The following is a 20,667-nucleotide window of genomic DNA, read 5'->3' as shown; positions in this document are numbered from 1 at the left end:
AAGTTGCTGGCGTGGCTAGGAGTTCCAATTCGGAATGAGCACTGGTCGGCCCCAGCACAGCACCGCGCCGTCATCCCGAATTGCGCAGGAGTACTCGCTGCCCACAGACAGCCCTGTGAACTTGCCCGGCGGAGGTTCCGTTACCCCGTGTGGGTCGTCTATTCCCTCGGCGGGGGCACCCCAGCAGACGGCGGTGTGGTCGGTGCGGACACCGATCTTCATGAAGGTCGGCGGAGGCGCAGCGCCGGTGCTGACAAGGTCGGTGCCGGCATAGAACTGGCGGGTCACTTGGCCTGCCTTCTCGATGGTCTCCCAGCGGTTGGCTCCCCCGACGAGCTGGGTGCCGTCTCGATGCGCCGGCTTGGCGGCGGGGACCGCCGTAATCCCGCCGACGATGTAGCCGCCTGGCTCGGCGGCGTTGAGGCGGGCGATCTGGTCCGCGGTCATGTCGGCCTCGCGCTGGTCCGCGAGGCGGTCGAACTTGGTGTCCATACGGGCGCAGAGCGCCTCGAAGCGCTCTTCGAAGTGTCCCTTGGTGGCGAAGCGTGTGAGGTCGTCCTTGGTGGCCAAGTCTGACAACGGCGCTGGGCGGAGCGACCGTAGGCGTGACCAGCTCAACTATCACGACGATTTTAGATGCCTTTGGCTGATACCGGGCGCCGCAAGCTCGAGCGGGTGCGGGTGGTCGGGGACGATGACTGGCCATTCGGAGATGGGCAGCGTGTGGCCGCGTACGATTCGGCGCGCTGGTGGTCTAAGAATGGGTGATGGCTCAAACGGTGGGGCGGCCTTGACGGGTGTTCGGCCAGCGACGGCGGATGCTCGGAGTCGTCGCAGTGTGCGGCACCGTTTCCGGCAGGCAGCTGTGGTTGTGGTTGCGTTCGTTGCCGCCGTGATCGCTGTCGCTCCTGCAGCAACGGCGACTCCTTGGGACCCCGAGCCGCTGGCACCCCAGTCGCCTGTGGGCAATGAGCGTGCTGCGCCCGCTAGCGCACTGCTTCCCGGTGAGCGGATGAGGCCCGGCAATTCGCTGCGTTCGCCCAATGGCCGCTACCTGCTGGCCCTGCAGCGCAACGGCAATCTCGTGCTGTACGACATGGCGCGCTTCGCTGAGCCGCCGCCGGGCGCTGCCCATTCGAGCTGGCCCGCGGATGCCGCGCTCGGCGTCGGCAACGTGCCCGTGGCGCTGTGGGATGCCCGCACCGCCGGAACCACGGCGGGCGCACTGGTGATGAGCCCCGACGGCGACCTGGTGCTGCACGCCGCTGACGCGGCGGGTGGGCCCCTGTGGAGCAGCCGCACCGCAGATCGGCCCGGTGCGTTCTTGAGTGTGCGCGACGACGGTGCCGTCGTGGTCGGCTATGGCGACGGCCGAGTGCTGTGGACGGCGGGCACTTCCATTCCCGATGTGGGCCTCGCCGGCACCAAGCATGTGGTGTACGACCGCGCAGGCCAGCGGGTGTGGCTGATCGAGGCCGACGGATCGCTGTTCGACACCTACCCGGTGAGCGGTCGGGCCACCAGTCCGTCGCCCGGCGCCTACAGCGTGTTCTCCAAATCGCAGTATTCGAGCTCGCCGCGCACGCCGGTCACCATGCGCCACATGGTTCGCTTCGTGGAGGGCATCACCGGGCTCGACATCGGATTCCACTCCATCCCCCGAACCTACGGCGGCATCCCCATCCAAACCGTCGACGAACTCGGTCAGCCGCGCTCGGCGGGCTGCGTCCGCCAGCACGACGCCAAAGCCAGCCAGCTGTACGACTGGGCGCCAATTGGCACACCTGTGATCGTTCTGGCTTAGCGGCTGCGCTGTCCGAAGCCGGACACGATCCTGTTCAGCGCCGCGCCGTGTGATCTCGGCGGCGATCATCCCTGCTGTCATGCCGGTGTCGCATCCTCGAACCGTGCGGCACTCGCGCAACGCCTGGGCGAGGTCTTTGCGCGGCGAGTGACCGCGGCGTCGCCTTCATCACGCCGTGTTCTTGCACTACCAGCACAGGTACCACAACGCCCTGGAGGCGTAAGGACCCCCGACCGGCCGAGTTAGCGACTCAACCGGCAACGGTGCGAAACGTGATGGAGACGCGTCGCTCGCGCTTGACCCTCTGTCCGTTCCACTCGTCCGAATGCCGCTTGGCGATGCCGTGGCGCCACGTCGAGCGCACTTCACCATGCATCAGCACCAGGCTGCGCGGCTTGAGTCGCTGCACGTGGTCGGCACCGGTTGCCTCGCAGCGGAGATCCATGTTGACCGCCGAGCCCAAGCTCACAGTCGCAACGACGGGACCGAAGCAGTCCCGGTCGACGTGGGGTGCGATTCCTTGCCCCGGTTGATATTCGTTGACGATTGCCTGTTCGAACGGCTGTCGAGCGTCGAGCAGCCGCGTGGCATCCCCCGATGCCGCTGACCGAACCTTGTGCGTCAGCTGTGTGAGCCATTCGGGCAGGGGCCCGATGCGGGCTGTTTCGTCGAGCCTTCGGTTTGAGTAGTCGTACTTGTATCCGAAATGCAGAACGCGCCGGGACAAGTCTGTGAGCCACTCGGAAGCGTCGATGTGGTCGAGCAGGTCAGCCTCTTCGGCGGCAGACAGGAACCCATCGTGGTACTCGAGCCCGATGGGTGCAACTGCTGTGTCGTCGTCAAGCAGCGACAACTGCATGCTCATGCGATCAACTTCCAGTGCTCTGCTTCGACATCCCACAGGACAGTCTGATTGTCCCACTTCACCGGGTCCGCGCCGAGAGCGTGTGCCATGGCTGCGGCTACCGTCGCTGCGCCGGCACCGATGTCCACAACCAGCAGGCGCTCATGGTGTGCGTCTGAGTTCGGCGCGGGTGCGGCCGCGGTGGCGTTCGAGGCTGGCGCGCCGATAGCCCTTGTCCGCGATGAGGGTCTGGCCGGGTCGCGCGAGGCCGGCATGGTCGATCATGTCCGCGCAGATGTCTCGCTCGTCGACACGAGCGATCATCTCGGCGCTGCGGCGCAGCCGCTTGTTGTACCCGTCACGCTTGGGGATGTACGGGAACCACGGCCTCAGATGCGTCCGGGCGAAGCGAACGAACCGTGCTTCGGAATCGAACCCCAGCAGCGCCGAGATCACCGCGAGCGTCACCAGCTCCGCATCGGACAGCTTCGGCGCGATGCCCACCGCCGGGCGCTCAGGAACCCACTGCGGGTTCGCACACAACAGATCATCGGCCTTCACACACAGTGCAGTCGCGAGGGTGTCCAAGTCCGGGTTCATGGCCCGGTCCTCCAGGATCGAGGCGTGTATTCACACCCCGAGCTTGGACACCCTCACCACACCAACGGCGGACCCCACCCCTTGGAACTAATCATCTAGGCGACCGCAGGGGGGTGGCGGGGCGCGGTTTTGGGCGCTTTCAGGGCATTTTTTGGATGCGTACGGGGTGCTCGTGGGCACGGACGGGTGCTGGCTTGGAAGGCGAGGAGCCCCGGGGCCGAGACCGAGCTCGGCGGATTCGAGCTGCTGAACCGCGCCGCGGCGTGTCAGCCGTCGGCGTCGGGGAAGAGCGGGACGCCCATGGCGCGGGCTGTGTCGTTCATTCGGCGGTCGTAGCTGGCGAGCTCAACGGTTTGGCCTGCGTCGCGCAAGAACTCGCATGTTGCCAGGTGCAGGGCGTCGAGCGTGCGCACGCTCGACGGACCCGGGAATGCCTCCAGCGCACGTGCGAGCACCGCAGGCACGAGCTCGACGAGTCCCAGCCGGCCCAGCAGCGCCCGAGCGGCCTCGCCGTGGGATTCGGCCAGTCCGCGCCCGTGCAGCTGGGTCCAGGTCTCGTACTCGGTCAGCCGGCTGGACACGAGCGTGTGGCCCCACAGCGATTCGGGCGGCACACGGTCCTCACTGAATAGCTGGGCGAGCACAACAGAGGTGTCAAGGTAGATCACCGGTCAGCTCTGGCCGAGTCGAGGTCCGTGAGGATCTCGCTCAGCGGCGCGGTCGGCTGCGAAGGCGGAGGCTCTGTCGCCGCCACCAGGCCTGGCCTCAGCACGCCGCTGCGGACGAGATCTGCCAGGAAAGCATCTGCTACCAGCGGGCTGCGGGTCGGCTGCGGCGGCCCCATCTCGGCGACGACGCGGTCGCGGTCGGTCACCAGGATGGTCTCGCCGCTGGCCGCCAGCCGTACGTACTCGCTGAGTCGGCTGTTGAGCACCTTGATGCCGACTGACCGCATGACGACAAACATAGCAGCCGATGGAGCAACATGTAGCTACTTTGTTCAAGCCCCGAGCGACGCGCTCGCAGCCGCCCGACACCGGGGCGTGAGGACGGATCGCAGCGAAGGCCTCGTCTATACAGTCGGAGCACTATGCGATCGGCTGGCGCAACGGCGCCCGGCATCGCCACCCGCTCGGCGGTGCTCGGCGTCGTCCTGCTGGCGTTTGCAGCTCTTGGCGCGTGCAGCAGCGACAATGGATCGGAATCGGGTTCAGGCCCAACTGCGCCACCAGACACGAGCCAAACCGACACCCCCACGACACTCGAATCGTCCGATCAACCGCTCACAGACTCAGACAGCGCACCCAGCCAAGACGGACTGGCTGCGCTGCCGCTGTTGCCACGCATGCAATCCGTGCTCGTCCAGGTCGAGACGCCCCAGGGCGTCGGCACCGGCCTCATCGTCGAAGACGGATATATCGTCACCAGCTATCGCCTCTTGGCCACCTACGAGGCTGCCCAATTGACGTCGAGCGCTCACGGCCGGCCCTTCGTCTTTTGTTGGGATGAGGGTGGGTTGAGGGTCCGTTTGTAGGGGTCGAGGCCCTGCTGGGATCGGTGTTTGTGGACGCCGAACCCTGGAGGGCCTCGATGGCGAGTGATGTTATGTCGGTGCGGCTGTGGCTGTGGCGTATCAGAGTGCTGGGGGTGGTCGTCGACGCGCCCGAGGAGCTGGTGGTGCGGGTGCGCTCGACGGTGCGCCGCCCGCAGTGCCCTGATTGGGGGGCGCCGTGCGGGAGGGTTCATGACCGTCGGGACAACGTGGTGCGGGACTTGGAGGTGTCGGGCCGGCCGGTGACGCTTTTGTGGGACCGGCGACGGTTGGTGTGCGAGTCGTGCGGCGATCGCTTCAGCGAGGGCCATCGGGCGTTCGAGGGCCGTGTCACGGCGCGTCTGGCTCGCCGGCTGGTTGCTGATGCGCGGGCGATGACGGTCAACGCCGCAGCGTGCGGTCACGGGGTGAGCTGGAAGCTGGTGAACGCGCTCGTCGTGGCATGGGCGGGGCTGGTCGCCGGGCATCGCCGCCGTCGCAGATGCCGGGTGCTGCTGGTGGAGGGGACCTCGATCCGCAAGCGGCACCGCTATGTGACGGTGCTGGTGAACGGCGACACCGGCGAGGTGCTCGCCATGGTGCCCCACCGCAGCCAGGCGGCCCTGAGCGGCTTTTTGGCTGCTCAGGGGCATCGCTGGTGCAAAGGCGTGAAGGTCGTGGTGTCCGACGGCTCAAAGGCATACAAGGCAGCGATCGACCAGCGGCTCGGCCACGCCCGCCACGTCCTGGACCGGTTCCACGTGATCCGCTGGTTCCAAGCCGGCCTCACTGCCGCGCGGCGCGACGTCCAGCGCCGCCCCGAAGGCTCGGTGCCCGCATTCGACCCCAAGGTGTTCGGGGCCAGGTTCTTGCTGATGCGCCGACCGGACAAGCTCGACGCCGCCGAGCAGGCACGCCTCGACGAGCTGTTCGAGGCCCATCCTGGGCTGCGGGCCGCGTGGGAAGCGCTCGGCGAGCTGCACAACCTCTATCTCGCCGACGACCGCAAAGGCGCCCTCGAAGCGCTCGACCGGTCCGCCGACATCTACCGCACCGGGCTGATCCCCGAGTTCAGCGACACCGTCGACACCTTCCTCGCATGGCATGCCCAGATCCTCGACTGGCACCACACCGGACGGCCCAGCAACGGCCGCATCGACCGCACCAACAACCTCCTCCAAGTCCTTCGCCGCCGAGCCCACCGGTTCACCAACTACACGAACTTCGAAACCCGCGGCATCCTCACAACATGAACCCCACCGAGCCCAGCAGCCCGAATCCCAACAAAAGACGAAGGCTCAGCAAATTACACACCGGTGGTCCCCCACTGGAACCCCGTGAACTCGCGGGTATGATGCAAGGTGCTCAGTGGATGCCTGCTGAGCAGGCGGGTGGACCAGGTGTCAGCACGATTCTGACCCGGCAAAGCACCTGGCCACCCGCCACTACGTTCGCAGCCAGTGTAACCACAAACCCGTAGTTCGCGCGCGAGTCTTTTGTTATGGGGCTGAGTCGGGTGTCAGAACGCGCCGGCTACGACCGAGATGATCAGCACGACTACCGGCACGAGAATCATCTGGCCTGCCTTCTCGATGGTCTCCCAGCGGTTGGCTCCCCCGACGAGCTGGGTGCCGTCTCGATGCGCCGGCTTGGCGGCGGGGACCGCCGTAATCCCGCCGACGATGTAGCCGCCTGGCTCGGCGGCGTTGAGGCGGGCGATCTGGTCCGCGGTCATGTCGGCCTCGCGGGGTCCGGTCAGGACGATGCAATCGAGATAAGCACGCTGGTGATCTAGAAGTCAGAAGAACGGCACGAATGCCGGCTTGGAAATTGCCGCCAACAGCGTCGCTGCGGCAGAAATTCCGGCGATGATACTCCAGTAGAAGCGGCGTGCTGATGTTCGACGGTCGGCCTCGCGCTGGTCCGCGAGGCGGTCGAACTTGGTGTCCATACGGGCGCAGAGCGCCTCGAAGCGGTCTGCGAGGTGTTCCTTGGTGGGGTACTTCTCCAATTCGGACCGCAGGTCGTCCTTGGTGGGGTACTTCTCAAGCTCGGACCGCAGGTCGTCCTTGGTGGCGAAGCGTGCGAGGTCGTCCTTCGTGGCCAAGTCTGACAACGGCGCTGGGGCGAGACACGACATCAAGTACTCCGCGAGCGGTTCGTTGGTCTGCTCGCACAGCCAAGCGTAGAGCTGAGCACGGTCCTGTTCAGACATCGGCAACCCCCTCCATTCCTCTGCGGAGCGACCATAGGTGTGACCAGCTCAACTATCACGACGATTTTCGATGCCTTTGGCTGATACCGGGCGCCGCAAGCTCGAGCGGCTGCGGGTGGTCGGGGACGATGACTGGCCATGAGGAGATGGGCAGCGTGTGGCCGCGTACGATTCGGCGCGCTGGTGGTCTAAGAATGGGTGATGGCTCAAACGGTGGGGCGGCCTTGACGGGTGCTCGGCCAGCGACGGCGGGTGCTCGGAGTCGTCGCAGTGTGCGACGCCGTTTCCGGCAGGCAGCTGTGGCCGTGGTTGCGTTCGTTGCCGCCGTGATCGCTGTCGCTCCTGCAGCAACGGCGACTCCTTGGGACCCCGAGCCGCTGGCACCCCAGTCGCCTGTGGGCAATGAGCGTGCTGCGCCCGCTAGCGCACTGCTTCCCGGTGAGCGGTTGAGGCCCGGCAATTCGCTGCGTTCGCCCAATGGCCGCTACCTGCTGGCCCTGCAGCGCAACGGCAATCTCGTGCTGTACGACATGGCGCGCTTCGCTGAGCCGCCGCCGGGCGCTGCCCATTCGAGCTGGCCCGCGGATGCCGCGCTCGGCGTCGGCAACGTGCCCGTGGCGCTGTGGGATGCCCGCACCGCCGGAACCACGGCGGGTGCACTGGTGATGAGCCCCGACGGCGACCTGGTGCTGCACGCCGCTGACGCGGCGGGTGGGCCCCTGTGGAGCAGCCGTACCGCAGATCGGCCCGGTGCGTTCTTGAGTGTGCGCGACGACGGTGCCGTCGTGGTCGGCTATGGCGACGACGGTGCCGTCGTGGTCGGCTATGGCGACGGCCGAGTGTTGTGGACGGCGGGCACTTCCATTCCCGATGTGGGCCTCGCCGGCACCAAGCATGTGGTGTATGACCGCGCAGGCCAACGGGTGTGGCTGATCGAGGCCGACGGTTCGCTGTTCGACACCTACCCGGTGAGCGGTCGGGCCACCAGTCCGTCGCCCGGCGCCTACAGCGTGTTCTCCAAATCGCAGTATTCGAGTTCGCCGCGCACGCCGGTCACCATGCGCCACATGGTTCGCTTCGTGGAGGGCATCACCGGGCTCGACATCGGATTCCACTCCATCCCCCGAACCTACGGCGGCATCCCCATCCAAACCGTCGACGAACTCGGTCAGCCGCGCTCGGCGGGCTGCGTCCGCCAGCACGACGCCAAAGCCAGCCAGCTGTACGACTGGGCGCCAATTGGCACACCTGTGATCGTTCTGGCTTAGCGGCTGCGCTGTCCGAAGCCGGACACGATCCTGTTCAGCGCCGCGCCGTGTGATCTCGGCGGCGATCATCCCTGCTGTCATGCCGGTGTCGCATCCTCGAACCGTGCGGCACTCGCGCAACGCCTGGGCGAGGTCTTTGCGCGGCGAGTGACCGCGGCGTCGCCTTCATCACGCCGTGTTCTTGCACTACCAGCACAGGTACCACAACGCCCTGGAGGCGTAAGGACCCCCGACCGGCCGAGTTAGCGACTCAACCGGCAACGGTGCGAAACGTGATGGAGACGCGTCGCTCGCGCTTGACCCTCTGTCCGTTCCACTCGTCCGAATGCCGCTTGGCGATGCCGTGGCGCCACGTCGAGCGCACTTCACCATGCATCAGCACCAGGCTGCGCGGCTCGAGTCGCTGCACGTGGTCGGCACCGGTTGCCTCGCAGCGGAGATCCATGTTGACCGCCGAGCCCAAGCTCACAGTCGCAACGACGGGACCGAAGCAGTCCCGGTCGACGTGGGGTGCGATTCCTTGCCCCGGTTGATATTCGTTGACGATCGCCTGTTCGAACGGCTGTCGAGCGTCGAGCAGCCGCGTGGCATCCCCCGATGCCGCTGACCGAACCTTGTGCGTCAGCTGTGTGAGCCATTCGGGCAGGGGCCCGATGCGGGCTGTTTCGTCGAGCCTTCGGTTTGAGTAGTCGTACTTGTATCCGAAATGCAGAACGCGCCGGGACAAGTCTGTGAGCCACTCGGAAGCGTCGATGTGGTCGAGCAGGTCAGCCTCTTCGGCGGCAGACAGGAACCCATCGTGGTACTCGAGCCCGATGGGTGCAACTGCTGTGTCGTCGTCAAGCAGCGACAACTGCATGCTCATGCGATCAACTTCCAGTGCTCTGCTTCGACATCCCACAGGACAGTCTGATTGTCCCACTTCACCGGGTCCGCGCCGAGAGCGTGTGCCATGGCTGCGGCTACCGTCGCTGCGCCGGCACCGATGTCCACAACCAGCAGGCGCTCATGGTGTGCGTCTGAGTTCGGCGCGGGTGCGGCCGCGGTGGCGTTCGAGGCTGGCGCGCCGATAGCCCTTGTCCGCGATGAGGGTCTGGCCGGGTCGCGCGAGGCCGGCATGGTCGATCATGTCCGCGCAGATGTCTCGCTCGTCGACACGAGCGATCATCTCGGCGCTGCGGCGCAGCCGCTTGTTGTACCCGTCACGCTTGGGGATGTACGGGAACCACGGCCCCAGATGCGTCCGGGCGAAGCGAACGAACCGTGCTTCGGAATCGAACCCCAGCAGCGCCGAGATCACCGCGAGCGTCACCAGCTCCGCATCGGACAGCTTCGGCGCGATGCCCACCGCCGGGCGCTCAGGAACCCACTGCGGGTTCGCACACAACAGATCATCGGCCTTCACACACAGTGCAGTCGCGAGAGTGTCCAAGTCCGGGTTCATGGTCCGGTCCTCCAGGATCGAGGCGTGTATTCACACCCCGAGCTTGGACACCCTCACCACACCAACGGCGGACCCCACCCCTTGGAACTACTCATCTAGGAACGCCGACGCAAGCACTGAACCGCTGGCTGACTCTCTCAACCGCCGTTGTGCTCGGTGCCGATGGGGTTCGCAGAGCGCGGCCTGGACAGCGGTCTCGTAGCATTTTGATCATGCGGTCACCGAATCGACGACGTCCCCGGCAACGCACTCGAATCGTCCCGCCAGGCACCGATCTGGACGCATTGGCAGACCGTGTTCGCTACGTCGGCAGCCCTGAGCACAAGAACATGCCGACATTCGCGGGCCACCCCCGTCCTCGCAGCGACGCGTCCATCTGCCCCCGGGAGCACAACGACGCCGAAGTGGTCACGGATTGGCTTCGTTCCGCCATGCGCGCTGGCTCGACCGGTGGGCCATGGGAAGACGGCTACCCGCGATATGCGTGGCACCGATTGGGTGACACGGTCTTCGAAGCGCGGCTCGTCAACAGGGGCGACGGTGCGTACAAGGGCTACCCGCTCAGGCCAGACGAGTGGCCCCTGCACATGGAGAGGTCCCGATGAACGCACTGCGCTTCGATGTCGAATGGCTTGATGGCACCGGCATCAAGGGTCCGGAACTGGCAGCAACGTTCGCTTCATTACGCATTCAAGCCGACAATGCGGTGCTGACGCGGGTTGACGACAAGCGAGCGCGGACACTGCGTGACGCTGTCTATGTCCCTCTCTATCCCATGGCCGAATGGCTGGTGTCGAATTGGTGGTTCCTCGCCTATGAGACAGAGAATCTCGTCAACCGAACTGATCCGGCGTTCGCTCAGCGCCACAGTCTGGTGACCGGTGCAGAGGGCTATGCCTTGCCCGATGTGCGATTCAGCTCGGCTGGCCGACTGACACACATCGCATGGAGCGACCGGATGTCGGAGTGGAACGAGCTCGAGTTTCGAAGTCGCGGCTCGATAACGGTTGATCGTGACCAATTCGTACAGGACTGCTCTGACTTCGTCAGCATGGTGGTGAGTCGACTCTCGGCATGCGACATCACCGCCACCCATCTGCAGTCGGAGTGGGCGACCATCCAGGCCACCGATGCCGACGAGCTGGCGTTCTGCGCGACCGCGGCAGGACTCGGCAGGGATCCCTACGACCTTGACGGGCCGCAGGAGCAACTCGTGCTCCAGGTTGGAGAGTTGTTAGGGGATCTGCGAGCGGAAGCCCTGCCCGCGCTAGGTCCCGACGAGCCACTGTCGGCGTGCACCGCAATCCACAAGGCCATGGAGGCCGCGGTGCCCAATGAGGTTCGCCTCGACGCAGGTCTGCTGCACTCGGGCGGCCTGCCGCACCATTCGCGCCGTCCGTGGCATGCCGGCTACGAGTTGGCCAGGCAGACCCGCCGCAGGCTTGGCCTCAACGGTGAACTCATCGCCACCACGGCAAGGCTGGCCGAGGCGATTTGCCAAGACTTCGCGACGTTCGAGCGAGCCACCCGGCCCGTCAGATCTCTGGATGCGCTGACGTCAATCGACGGAGTGGTGAGGTCCCGAGACTCGCAGACTGTGTCATTCGGGTTGAGGGCGGCCGGGAAGACCAGTCAGCGATTTCTATTTTGCCGCGCATTGGCCGAGGCGCTGACAACCAGCGCCGACGCTCTGCTCACGAGAGCGAACACTGAGCGGCAGCAGCGGAACCGGGCCTTTGCAGCTGAATTCCTAGCACCATCCGCGAGCTTGGCGGAAAGAGTTACCGGTAAATTCGTCGATCAAGACCTTGTCGCCGACCTTGCCGACGAGTTTGGCGTTTCCTCGTATGTGATCGGGCACCAGATCGAGAACCATGGCATCGCCGAACTCGTGGCGGCGTGACACCCCAGGCGTACTGTCGAGTCACCGCAAGACGAGGAGGGTCCGTGACCGCGGCACGACATGGTGATCGAGCAGAAACTCAAGACGGCGGCCGAACCCGAGCGATTGGCGGACCCGCTCGCAAGGACTTGACGCCCTGGGCCGAATCGGCTGCATTCACTGGCGATGTGGTGCTGCTGACGACCGACCAGGATCGTGCGCGCACCTCGATGAGGACGCTGCTGCAGCTCTCCTCGCGTCATGTGCCGCTGAGGAGTCCCGTCTGGGCTCGCTTGCATGTCCGGACTTGAGGTGTGAGGTTGCGGTGCTGGCGGGGTCGTCGCGCAACTGCCGGTGCGTCGGCGGTCGGGCGCTTGTCGGCTACCAGTCGCTCGGTGGGGTCCAGCCGCCCGACACCGGGGCGTGAGGACGGATCGCAGCGAAGGCCTCGTCTATACAGTCGGAGCACTATGCGATCGGCTGGCGCAACGGCGCCCGGCATCGCCACCCGCTCGGCGGTGCTCGGCGTCGTCCTGCTGGCGTTTGCAGCTCTTGGCGCGTGCAGCAGCGACAATGGATCGGAATCGGGTTCAGGCCCAACTGCGCCACCAGACACGAGCCAAACCGACACCCCCACGACACTCGAATCGTCCGATCAACCGCTCACAGACTCAGACAGCGCACCCAGCCAAGACGGACTGGCTGCGCTGCCGCTGTTGCCACGCATGCAATCCGTGCTCGTCCAGGTCGAGACGCCCCAGGGCGTCGGCACCGGCCTCATCGTCGAAGACGGATATATCGTCACCAGCTATCGCCTCTTGGCCACCTACGAGGCTGCCCAATTGACGTCGAGCGCTCACGGCCTGCAGGGCCGCACCGTGCCGCTGGTGGCATGGGAGCCCCGGGCCGATCTCGCTGTATTGGGTCCAGTCGACGTCGAGTTCGAGGCACTCCCGCTCGCAGCGAGCGGTGCGACGCCAGTCGGCACCGTCATCTTCCTGGCCGCGTACGAGGAAACAGAACTCGGCGTTGCGACCCTGTCAGTCGTCCCAGGCCGCCTGACCAGTGTCCACACGCCGGATTCCGCGGGTCCCACATACGTCGCAACAAATGCCTACGTAGAAGCGGGACGCAGCAGCGGCCTCATCGTCGATTCCCACGGCACGCTGATCGGCATCGCGCCAGTCGTCGTCGACGATCCCCATGGCACGCTCGGCATCCCCGCCGAGGACGCCTTACAGATCGCGGACGACCTCATCGACCGCAGCGGCAGCCGAACGCCGGTCTCCATCGAGGTTCCCGATGGGCTGCTCGATGACGCTGTTGTGTTCGAGGACCCGAACGGCTACTTCCGTGTTGTGGTGCCAGGACACGACGAGATCCCCGAACTGATGTCCGATTGGCAGACGGTGTTCGCGGCAGCGCTCCGGCAACGAAGCAGTGTTGTCACCGTTCGCTACATCGATTTCGCAGATGCGGGACTGCACGGCATCTCACTCGACGAGCACGCAGCCTCGTCGACGGAGAATCTCATCGAAGGATTCGGCCATTCAGCGATCGCTACCTCGACCCTGATCGACACCGCCCTCAAGGTCCCGATCTTCCTGCTCGAGTACTCCCGTGACGGCGGCACGGTCATCGCGGCCACCTTCTTCGTCGACAACGACTTCGCCACAGAAGTGGCCTACTTCTTCGCGGAGCCGGTCACCGAGCCCGAACGGGTCATGACCTATGCGTCGTTGGACACGCTGAGGCTTCCGTAGGCACGCCGGTCAGCTCGTCGCCGAAGCGGTTGCCGCTGACGCCGGCGGGAACCTCGGCGGCGGGAACCAGCTCCAATTTCGAGCAGCGTCGGAATCCAGGGATCAGCCGCCAATCGTCGCGAGCGCCCGCAAGCACCACACAAAGGGTGCCCGCCGCAAGGCGGATCAGGACAGACCGGTGCGGACCATCAGGTCGAGGGTGTGCTGGATCTGGGCCATGCGGCGTGCCTCGTTGGTGGCGCCGAGGTCGGCGGCACGAACTTGCTGAGAGTGCTCACCGGCCTTGAGCGCACCCGGAGGATGCGCCTGTCCCGACGAGGTCAGAACCGCTCGCAGTGGAACCTTCAGGTAGTCACTCGCCACTTGTATTGCCTGCGAGATGAGCAGGACGTATGCTGTGGCTGCCTTGCAGTACTGATCTGCGAGGAGGTCGCAAGCCCCGGAGGGCCAGTCCGAGGCTCCACAAGGAGCGCCTAGGACGGGAGCCGGGGCTTACGCATGTCCCGAGTCGGCACCAACCATTCCACACCGGTCAAGAAGCAACCGCTCTGCAGGCGTGCGAATCCGGGCGAAGATCGCTTGGCGGCGATTTCTCGTGCGGCCCCAGCAAGCGCATCGGCATACCACAGCAGCGGCTCACTCTTGTTACGCCATTCGTAGCTGAACCCGTGGTTGAGTTGCTGTCGGCTCCCATCGAGAACCACCGCACGGTCAAAGTTGTCTGACGTCTCGCCTCGAGACTCGATTGGCTGATCCCGTTGAACGCCTGGTCGAAGTGGGGCGATTCGTTGTTCGTCAGGAGTGCTCGGATGTAGGTGTATGGGTCATTCGGAGATCCGCTGCCGCCGTCATGGAACGCGACGGCGTACTTGATGTTCAGCGCCTTGATGTCTTCAGGGTTCAGCTCCCACCAGCCCCGCATGGCGTCGACGACTCGCGCGCCACTGTCGCTGTCGCGAAATCCACCTCTTGCGGTGTTATCGGTGCGGTAGCTGAGCCGGAACAAGACCGCCGGCGGTGCGTCCTCCGGCACTTGGGGTAGGTCTACCGACATCGTCAACCTCCATGACTGGGTGGGGTGGTCTTTCGTGCCGACAGGCGCGGTGCTGCTGATCCGGTGACGTTCGGCTCAGCCACATGCTTCTCACTGCATTGAGCATCACCGCTTGGCGTGGGACAGGCTCGCTGCTAACGTCGGCACCGATCCAAGGCCCGCAGGGTCAAGGGGGCACTCGTACGCTAGCTACGTGCCGAGTGCCAGTCATGCGAAAGTAGAGGTACGACGGGCCAGTTGCCCCATATATGCGAGGCGAGACTGACAAAGTCTCCATTGCGCAGCTGGACTCTTGCCCACATGTACGATCCATGGCAAAGACCTCGCGTGATTTCTCTAAATTCCCGGCTTTTTTGGCCGGGAATTAGAATTCAGGCACTGGTTTTTCTGAGCCTTCGTCTTTTGTTGGGATTCGGGCTGCTGGGCTCGGCGGGGTCAGGTTGGTAGCAGGCCGCGGGCTTCGATGTTGGCGTAGTTGGTGAAGCCGTGGGCCCGGCGGCGCAGGACTTGGGTGGAGATTGTTGGTGCGGTCGATGCGTGCGTTGTTGGGCCGGCCGGCGCGGTGCCAGTCGAGGATCTGTTCGTGCCATGCGAGGAAGGTGTCGACGGTGTCGCTGAACTCGGGGATCTGGCCAGTGCGGTAGATGTCCGCGAACCGGTCCAGGGCGGCCATCGCGCCGTCGCGGTCGCCGGCGAGATAGAGCTGGTGCAGCTCGCCGAGCGCGTCCCAGGCCAGCTTGAGCCGTGGATGGGCGGCGAGGAACCCCGACAGCGCCCCGGTGTTGCGGTGGGGCACCATGGCGAGCACCTCGCCGGTGTCGCCGTCGGCCAGCACCGTGACGCAGCGGTGCCGCTTGCGGATCGAGGTCTCGCCCGCCAAGAGCACCCGGCATCGCCGGCTGCGACGGCGGTCGTCGGCTACCAGCCGCCGGGCCGGACGCGCCGTGACACGGCCCTCGAACACCGGGCGGCCCTCGGCGAACCGGCTGGCGCACGGCTCGCACACCAGCCGCCGCCGCTCCCACACCAAAACCACCGGCCGCCCCGAGATCCCCAGGTCCCTCACCCGGTCGTCCCGGCGGTCACGAACCTTGCCGCCCGCAGCCGTGCACCGCGGGCACTCGGGACGGCACACCGTCGAGCGCACCCCAACCATCAGCCGCCCGGGCGCGTCGACCACCACCCCCAGCACCTCAATGCGCCACAGCCACAGCCGCACCGACACAACATCACCCGCCATCGAGGCCCTCCAGGGCTCGGCGTCCGACAACACCGACCCCAGCAGGGCCTCGACCCCTACACGAGGACCCTCAACCCACCCCTATCCCAACAAAAAACGAAGAACCAACTAATCATCTAGGAGTCAGGGCTGCATCACGCCGCTGCTGCGACCGATCCGAACTTGCGAGGCAGCGTTCTTCTCGTCGTTATTCGCAACAGGGGCGTAGCCAGTAGCGATGCCCGCAACGGCATCCTTCGCCACGACGGTCACTGAGCGTGCTGTCGCAACCGCGGAGCAGCCGCCTGTTCGCCTGAGCCTGTTCCCTCGGTTGGCTGCTGTGCTGGCAGCGAACCGGGTTGCTGCTCAACTCCTGAGCATTAGTCAGCCCTCGGCACGGTCCTCGACCCAGTGGTAGCGGCGCGCGCGCGTGTTTCCGACCGGCCGTACCAACCCGGCGGCTGCGAGCTTGTTCAGCATGTTGCGTGCCGCCGCCCGTTCGATCTTGAGCAGCTTTGCTGCCTCAGCGCTGGACAGGTTGCCAACGCGCTTGAGCTCAGTGAGCAACGACGCGCGGCGCATGCCTGGACCAGAACCTGCCGAGGTCCCGGCCCGTCTGAGCACTGCGTCGGACAGCCGGTACTGGGTGCCGCCGGCATGGCCCACGCGTTCCATGAGACCCCGCTGGAGCATCTCAGCAAACAGATAGTCCAAGTCGATGCTGGGCAAGACCTCAGCAACGTGTCGTTTGGCTGCTTCACCCCGACGACGCAATTCGACCAGCACCCGTCGCTCCGCAGCCGAGCCCGGCCACGGTCCAAGTGCCAGTAGCCAAGCTTGCTCCTCAATGTCCACGAGGAACTGATTGCGCAGGGTGACTGTGACCGAGTCGGAGGTGACGGCGAACTCGGGAGGCGGCATGAGGCGCGATTCCATCTCGCGGTACATACGGTCCACGCCTTCGCCGAATTCCTCCACGAGCCCAAGGTCGCGCAGCGTCCTCATCAATCGGCGATTGCGACTGAAATGCTCCCGGCGCATGTTGTCGGTAGTGATGTGCCCGGGGAGTGGCCCGGGGCTGCGGATTTCGATGCGGTCGTCCCATACGGTCACGTCGATGGTGGTGCCTACGAGGCCATAGTCGCGGTGCGCCAGCGCGTTCAGCAACGCCTCGCGCACGACCGAAGGCGGGTACTCGGGAATGGTCTCTCGCAACAGGCCCGACACCATGTCGTAGCTACGAGTGTGTCGGCCGATGAATTCGACGCAGCAGTCGAAGACCGCCTGAAGCGGGCCCCAGCACTCGTGGCGGTCCGCGGTGACGTCGGAAGCCGAACCGGTCCCTGGACGTCGAACAAGGTGTGCAGCGACGCCAGGGACGAAGCGTCGCGGGTCGTTCGCGAAGAGAATTGCCGCTGCGGTCATCACCACAAGATCACGGCTCGAAGTGGCCCCAGGGGCGCCCTCGGCAAGGTGCAGATCTAAGAGTGCCTTTCCGATGTCTGCCTCGGCGACAGGCGGACGTTTGTGTTGAGCGAGAGCGGTATTGACGAGTTCGAGATCGAAGTCGCGGTGATCGAACTTGCGGCTCAGCGGCTCTTCCTCCGCAGAACGACGGGATCGGTCCCGGACGAATGCGCCGAGCGCATCGCCTACCAGCGGCTGCGAGTCGCCTCCGACGCGGCGCAGCAGTCGCCCGTCGGGCGTGGTGACGATGCGGTCGCTGATCTGGGGAACCTCCACGGCGATCAGCTCGAACTCGTCCACGCTGAACGATTTGCGTTCGACGGGGATGTTGCACTGGTTCGCATAACGGGTGATGCGGTCTTGGACACGCTGCCCAAGCGGGCAGCCGACGATCTGGCGTTCGTCGTCGGTGTCGCTCACGCCAAGGACTACGAGTCCGCCGTCAGTCATGGCCATCGCCGGAAGCAGCTCCTTGAAGCTGTCACCGGGTCCGCCCTTAAAGTCGAGTGTCTCGTGCTCGACCGTGCCGAACAAGGCCCAGAACTCATCGACCGAGAGGTGGCCAGGGATGTCAGCGAGACGGGGCTGCGGCGGGGCCATTCGCACCACTGTAACCATCTGGAAGAAGATTATGCGATCTACTTCTTACAAATGGACGTTAGGAGATTTTGAAAACAAGATTATAGAATCTTCTTTATCGAATGGCAGATTTCTCCTTTTGTTGTTGAAGTTTCTCTAATCTTCTGCCAGATGCTCGCTGACGGACAGTTGGGCGATTGCCGGGTAGGGCGCAGAGACGATCACGAGCGAGTGCGTCGAGCACCATCTGGGTGCGCATGTTCGAAGCGACCCGCCAGCCCACGATGCGACGGCTGAACGCATCAGTGATGAAGCAGACATAGGCGACACCCGACCAGGTGGGGGCATGGGTGAGGTCCGCGACCCACAGCCGGTTCGGCGCGTCCGCGGTGAAGTCCCGCCCGAGCACCCGCGTCGATCTCAGCCTGGGCCACCCACTTGCGGACCGACTCGACCCCATAGCCGAGCTGACGAGCCACACGCGTGACCGTGCCCGCCGAGGTGTCCAGCTCCGCACGCAGCGCCAGCACCATCCGCACCGCGTGCTCCTTCTGCTCAGCCGAATACCGCCGCGACGTCGCCGCACGCCGCACATCTGCATCCATAGCTCCCATGCTTGTTCCAATCTCGGGAGCCTGCGCAACACCCAGGGTGAATCAGTACATGCCAGTACTCACGAAAACAGAACCTCGTGCTTTTCAACATAACCGCAGCCACATACGGTCAACCTCAGCTTCTAGAGCATCTCAATGACCCCTGCTGATCTGAGGGACTCGACACGATCGTCGGTGTACCCGAGGACCTGCTTCAGCACCTCTGCAGTCTGTTCCCCAAGATCGGGCGCTCGGCCCTCAGACTGGCCAGGCGTGCAGGAAAGCATCGGAACCGGCCACGGAAGAAGTGAGCCGTCCGTGCCGCTGCGGTGGAGGCTGCGACTCTTCAGATGCGGGTCCTGAGCCGCATCGTCGGGCGTCAATATTACGCCGCAAACTAGTCCATTCGATTCCAACTTATCCACCACATCTTCTGCCGTCCGAACAGCAACCCAATCAGTCATCGCGCCATCAATGACTTCTCGATGTATGGTGCGCGAGTCGATCGTCTGGTACTCCGGTTTCTCAGTCCAATCCTCACGACCGATTGCTCGAGCGCATCGGTCGAACTGGTCATCGCCCTGTATTGAAATTGCCAACCACCTGTCGTCCTTGGTGCGAAAATGGCCGGTGGGTGCACCTCCAAGGCTGCGATTCCCGTGACGTCCGTATACTTCTCCAGATCTGTCGTACAGGGTTAGCAGCGGTGCCAGTACGCGGAATGCAAGGTCGTAGAGTGCGACGTCAATGACCTGTCCTCGCTCCGAGGAAAAGCGCTCTATGATGGCAAGGCATATGCCAAGAGCGCCCAGGAAACTCGTAGTAAAATCACATACCGGAATGCTGCCTCCTGCGCGCATTGGCGGCCCACTTGGATCTCCCGTCATGTAACTGAGACCGCTGATTGCTTGGGCAACCGGGTCATAACCCGGACGCGAACTATACGGACCGGTTCTTCCGAACCCCGATATATGCAGAGTAATCAAGCGCGGGTTCATAGATTGAAGCGTCTCATCGTCGAAGCCCCAGGTATCGAACAACCCCGGGCGCAGACTATCCATCAGAACGTCTGATTGCTTGATCAGATCTCCGAGAATCGCGCGTCCTGCCGTGTTACTCAGATCGACCGCAACCGACTTCTTGTTTCGTGCAAGCATTGACCAGTAGACGAACTCTCCGTCAGTCTGGGGTCCAAAAAGGCGAATAAGGTCGCCCCTCTTCGGCCGCTCGATCTTTATCACCTCCGCACCAAATTCTCCCAGGAGAGTACATGCGAAGGGACCCGCAATCAGTTCACCGACCTCCAAGACACGAATACCCTCCAATGGCAGCCGCCGGTCTTCCTGCATGTGTAGCCTCCCGACGTCCTGCCCGGCTATCGACCTTCGAATGCTGGCCGACGCTTTTCAAGGAACGCGAGCATCCCCTCTTGGTGATCCGACGAGAGAAACAAGGGGGCTTGCAACTGCGCTTCCAACGCGAGCGTCTGCTCCAACGTGGCAGTCGCGTTCAGTCTTGTGGCCCTCTTCGTTGCAGCAAGGGCAAGCGGCGGCAGAGCGGCACACTCGGCCGCCAGGCTGCGCACCTCGTCCGCGAGATCCTCGTCCGGCACGACCCTGTTGACGAGGCCGATGCGGTCGGCCTCCTCAGCGGTGACGTCGCGCCCGGTCAGAAGCAGCTCAAGAGCCCGACCTTCACCGATCGCCCTCGGTAACAGGTATGTGCCACCCATTGCGGCAGAACTCAGCCCGATCTTCACGAAGCTCGAGGCGAAGCGCGCGCTCGGTGTTGCTAGGCGGATGTCGCATGCTAGCGCTAAATTGCATCCTCCACCCATTGCTGGCCCGTTCACAGCTGCTATTACTGGGTAAGAGATCCCGCGCAGCCTGTGTACGAGGTCCGAAAGGGCTGTCATCATTTCCAACAGACCCCGAATCGCTTCGCCAGAAGGTCGGGCCGCTCGCTCGACCCACTCCTCCGAGAAATCCTTCAAATCGGCACCAGCGCAGAACGCCGGGCCTACAGCATCTATCACGAGGCAGCGAACCTCCACCTGGCTCTCGAGCCAGTCGAGCGCTGTGAAGAGATCGGCAACCAGCTCGGGGCGGATCGAGTTACGCTTGTCGGGACGGTTCAGCGTTATCGAGGCAACGTGATCATCGACGCTGACCAATACGTTATCCAACTTCATCGGGCTCCTATGCGTGGTTCATGCTAGGCGTCGTCTCCCTGGGAAGTCGATGCCGCAATTCGACCTTCTTCCTTCGCCAGACACTCCTCACAACGAATGAACCAGCGATAATCGATTGCGTGCCAACCACCTTCCGTGCACTCGTACACCTTCTCACACGAAGGACATCCATGAGTATGTGACTTCTGCTTCAAATCCTCACTCCTCCAGTCG

General features: G+C 64.5%; 20 protein-coding genes and 4 pseudogenes. 7 read left to right on the top strand and 17 right to left on the bottom strand.

All coding sequences use genetic code 11. The annotated features are described in order from the left end of the window. Positions 1–15: 15 nt before the first annotated feature. The gene (locus ACPXYO_RS03020) at positions 16–570 is read right to left on the bottom strand and encodes a hypothetical protein (protein ID WP_423916528.1); all 555 of its coding nucleotides are present in this window, start codon (positions 568–570) and stop codon (positions 16–18) included. Between the two features lie 301 nt (positions 571–871). Here ACPXYO_RS03020 and ACPXYO_RS03015 point away from each other — a divergent pair, with 301 nt between their 5' ends. Continuing rightward, positions 872–1,804, top strand: coding sequence for a L,D-transpeptidase family protein (locus ACPXYO_RS03015; RefSeq protein ID WP_423916526.1), 933 nt, complete (start codon positions 872–874; stop codon positions 1,802–1,804). 250 nt (positions 1,805–2,054) lie between these two features. Here ACPXYO_RS03015 and ACPXYO_RS03010 read toward each other — a convergent pair whose 3' ends face one another. From ACPXYO_RS03010 to ACPXYO_RS02995, 4 genes and pseudogenes are all read right to left on the bottom strand, one after another. Beyond that, on the bottom strand, positions 2,055–2,669 hold the full coding sequence (locus ACPXYO_RS03010) for an alpha-ketoglutarate-dependent dioxygenase AlkB (protein WP_423916524.1): 615 nt from the start codon (positions 2,667–2,669) through the stop codon (positions 2,055–2,057). A 288-nt stretch (positions 2,670–2,957) separates the two neighbouring features. Then, a pseudogene (locus ACPXYO_RS03005) lies at positions 2,958–3,248 on the bottom strand (IS982 family transposase); the annotation flags it as partial. A gap of 266 nt (positions 3,249–3,514) precedes the next feature. Then, on the bottom strand, positions 3,515–3,916 hold the full coding sequence (locus tag ACPXYO_RS03000) for a PIN domain-containing protein (RefSeq protein WP_423916523.1): 402 nt from the start codon (positions 3,914–3,916) through the stop codon (positions 3,515–3,517). Then, positions 3,913–4,203: a type II toxin-antitoxin system Phd/YefM family antitoxin gene (locus tag ACPXYO_RS02995; protein WP_419551522.1), complete on the bottom strand. Its 291-nt coding sequence runs from the start codon at positions 4,201–4,203 to the stop codon at positions 3,913–3,915. Before ACPXYO_RS02995 ends, ACPXYO_RS03000 begins: the two co-directional genes overlap by 4 nt. A gap of 135 nt (positions 4,204–4,338) precedes the next feature. Between ACPXYO_RS02995 and ACPXYO_RS02990 the strand changes: the two genes are divergently transcribed. After that, on the top strand, positions 4,339–4,782 hold the full coding sequence (locus tag ACPXYO_RS02990; protein WP_423916521.1) for a hypothetical protein: 444 nt from the start codon (positions 4,339–4,341) through the stop codon (positions 4,780–4,782). Between the two features lie 56 nt (positions 4,783–4,838). Further along, positions 4,839–6,032, top strand: a complete 1,194-nt coding sequence (locus ACPXYO_RS02985) for an ISL3 family transposase (protein WP_423916519.1) — start codon at positions 4,839–4,841, stop codon at positions 6,030–6,032. A gap of 266 nt (positions 6,033–6,298) precedes the next feature. On the opposite strand, the gene ACPXYO_RS02980 is transcribed toward ACPXYO_RS02985, so the two are convergent. Next, positions 6,299–6,514 carry a hypothetical protein gene (locus ACPXYO_RS02980; protein WP_423916517.1) on the bottom strand — a complete coding sequence of 72 codons (216 nt, stop codon included), beginning with the start codon at positions 6,512–6,514 and terminating at the stop codon, positions 6,299–6,301. A gap of 63 nt (positions 6,515–6,577) precedes the next feature. Continuing rightward, positions 6,578–6,994, bottom strand: coding sequence for a hypothetical protein (locus ACPXYO_RS02975; RefSeq protein WP_423916515.1), 417 nt, complete (start codon positions 6,992–6,994; stop codon positions 6,578–6,580). A 305-nt stretch (positions 6,995–7,299) separates the two neighbouring features. Between ACPXYO_RS02975 and ACPXYO_RS02970 the strand changes: the two genes are divergently transcribed. Beyond that, a complete protein-coding gene (locus tag ACPXYO_RS02970; RefSeq protein WP_423916513.1) occupies positions 7,300–8,262 on the top strand; it encodes a L,D-transpeptidase family protein in 963 nt (320 codons plus the stop codon). A 250-nt stretch (positions 8,263–8,512) separates the two neighbouring features. On the opposite strand, the gene ACPXYO_RS02965 is transcribed toward ACPXYO_RS02970, so the two are convergent. Continuing rightward, positions 8,513–9,127 (bottom strand): alpha-ketoglutarate-dependent dioxygenase AlkB, encoded by a 615-nt coding sequence (locus ACPXYO_RS02965; protein WP_423916512.1) that lies wholly within the window; start codon positions 9,125–9,127, stop codon positions 8,513–8,515. A 288-nt stretch (positions 9,128–9,415) separates the two neighbouring features. Then, positions 9,416–9,706 (bottom strand): annotated as a pseudogene (locus ACPXYO_RS02960) (IS982 family transposase); the annotation flags it as partial. Positions 9,707–9,918: 212 nt separating this feature from the next. On the opposite strand from ACPXYO_RS02960, the gene ACPXYO_RS02955 reads away from it, so the two are divergent. The 3 genes from ACPXYO_RS02955 to ACPXYO_RS02945 all read left to right on the top strand — a co-directional run bounded on the left by ACPXYO_RS02955 (position 9,919) and on the right by ACPXYO_RS02945 (position 13,351). After that, on the top strand, positions 9,919–10,311 hold the full coding sequence (locus ACPXYO_RS02955; RefSeq protein WP_423916510.1) for a hypothetical protein: 393 nt from the start codon (positions 9,919–9,921) through the stop codon (positions 10,309–10,311). Continuing rightward, positions 10,308–11,609, top strand: a complete 1,302-nt coding sequence (locus tag ACPXYO_RS02950) for an ImmA/IrrE family metallo-endopeptidase (protein WP_423916509.1) — start codon at positions 10,308–10,310, stop codon at positions 11,607–11,609. Before ACPXYO_RS02955 ends, ACPXYO_RS02950 begins: the two co-directional genes overlap by 4 nt. Before the next feature lie 449 nt (positions 11,610–12,058). After that, positions 12,059–13,351: a S1 family peptidase gene (locus tag ACPXYO_RS02945; RefSeq protein ID WP_423916507.1), complete on the top strand. Its 1,293-nt coding sequence runs from the start codon at positions 12,059–12,061 to the stop codon at positions 13,349–13,351. A gap of 165 nt (positions 13,352–13,516) precedes the next feature. On the opposite strand, the gene ACPXYO_RS02940 is transcribed toward ACPXYO_RS02945, so the two are convergent. From ACPXYO_RS02940 to ACPXYO_RS02905, 8 genes and pseudogenes are all read right to left on the bottom strand, one after another. Then, the gene (locus ACPXYO_RS02940; protein ID WP_423916505.1) at positions 13,517–13,714 is read right to left on the bottom strand and encodes a hypothetical protein; all 198 of its coding nucleotides are present in this window, start codon (positions 13,712–13,714) and stop codon (positions 13,517–13,519) included. Positions 13,715–13,883: 169 nt separating this feature from the next. Further along, positions 13,884–14,405, bottom strand: a complete 522-nt coding sequence (locus ACPXYO_RS02935; protein WP_423916503.1) for a hypothetical protein — start codon at positions 14,403–14,405, stop codon at positions 13,884–13,886. 364 nt (positions 14,406–14,769) lie between these two features. Continuing rightward, positions 14,770–15,645, bottom strand: a complete 876-nt coding sequence (locus tag ACPXYO_RS02930) for a transposase (RefSeq protein WP_423916501.1) — start codon at positions 15,643–15,645, stop codon at positions 14,770–14,772. Positions 15,646–16,008: 363 nt separating this feature from the next. Beyond that, positions 16,009–17,691, bottom strand: a complete 1,683-nt coding sequence (locus ACPXYO_RS02925) for an ATP-binding protein (protein WP_423916500.1) — start codon at positions 17,689–17,691, stop codon at positions 16,009–16,011. A gap of 196 nt (positions 17,692–17,887) precedes the next feature. Further along, a pseudogene (locus ACPXYO_RS02920) lies at positions 17,888–18,076 on the bottom strand (DDE-type integrase/transposase/recombinase); the annotation flags it as partial. 64 nt (positions 18,077–18,140) lie between these two features. Beyond that, positions 18,141–18,203 (bottom strand): annotated as a pseudogene (locus tag ACPXYO_RS02915) (hypothetical protein); the annotation flags it as partial. A gap of 203 nt (positions 18,204–18,406) precedes the next feature. Further along, complete coding sequence (locus ACPXYO_RS02910; protein WP_423916498.1) at positions 18,407–19,612, bottom strand: CaiB/BaiF CoA transferase family protein; 1,206 nt, start codon at positions 19,610–19,612, stop codon at positions 18,407–18,409. A 26-nt stretch (positions 19,613–19,638) separates the two neighbouring features. Continuing rightward, positions 19,639–20,454 carry an enoyl-CoA hydratase/isomerase family protein gene (locus tag ACPXYO_RS02905; RefSeq protein WP_423916497.1) on the bottom strand — a complete coding sequence of 272 codons (816 nt, stop codon included), beginning with the start codon at positions 20,452–20,454 and terminating at the stop codon, positions 19,639–19,641. Positions 20,455–20,667 lie beyond the last annotated feature (213 nt).

Source organism: Candidatus Poriferisodalis sp. (assembly GCF_965237655.1).
Taxonomy (GTDB): domain Bacteria; phylum Actinomycetota; class Acidimicrobiia; order Acidimicrobiales; family Poriferisodalaceae; genus Poriferisodalis.
The sequence above is the reverse complement of the archived record's forward strand: the minus strand, read 5'-3'. Positions and strand labels throughout refer to the sequence as shown.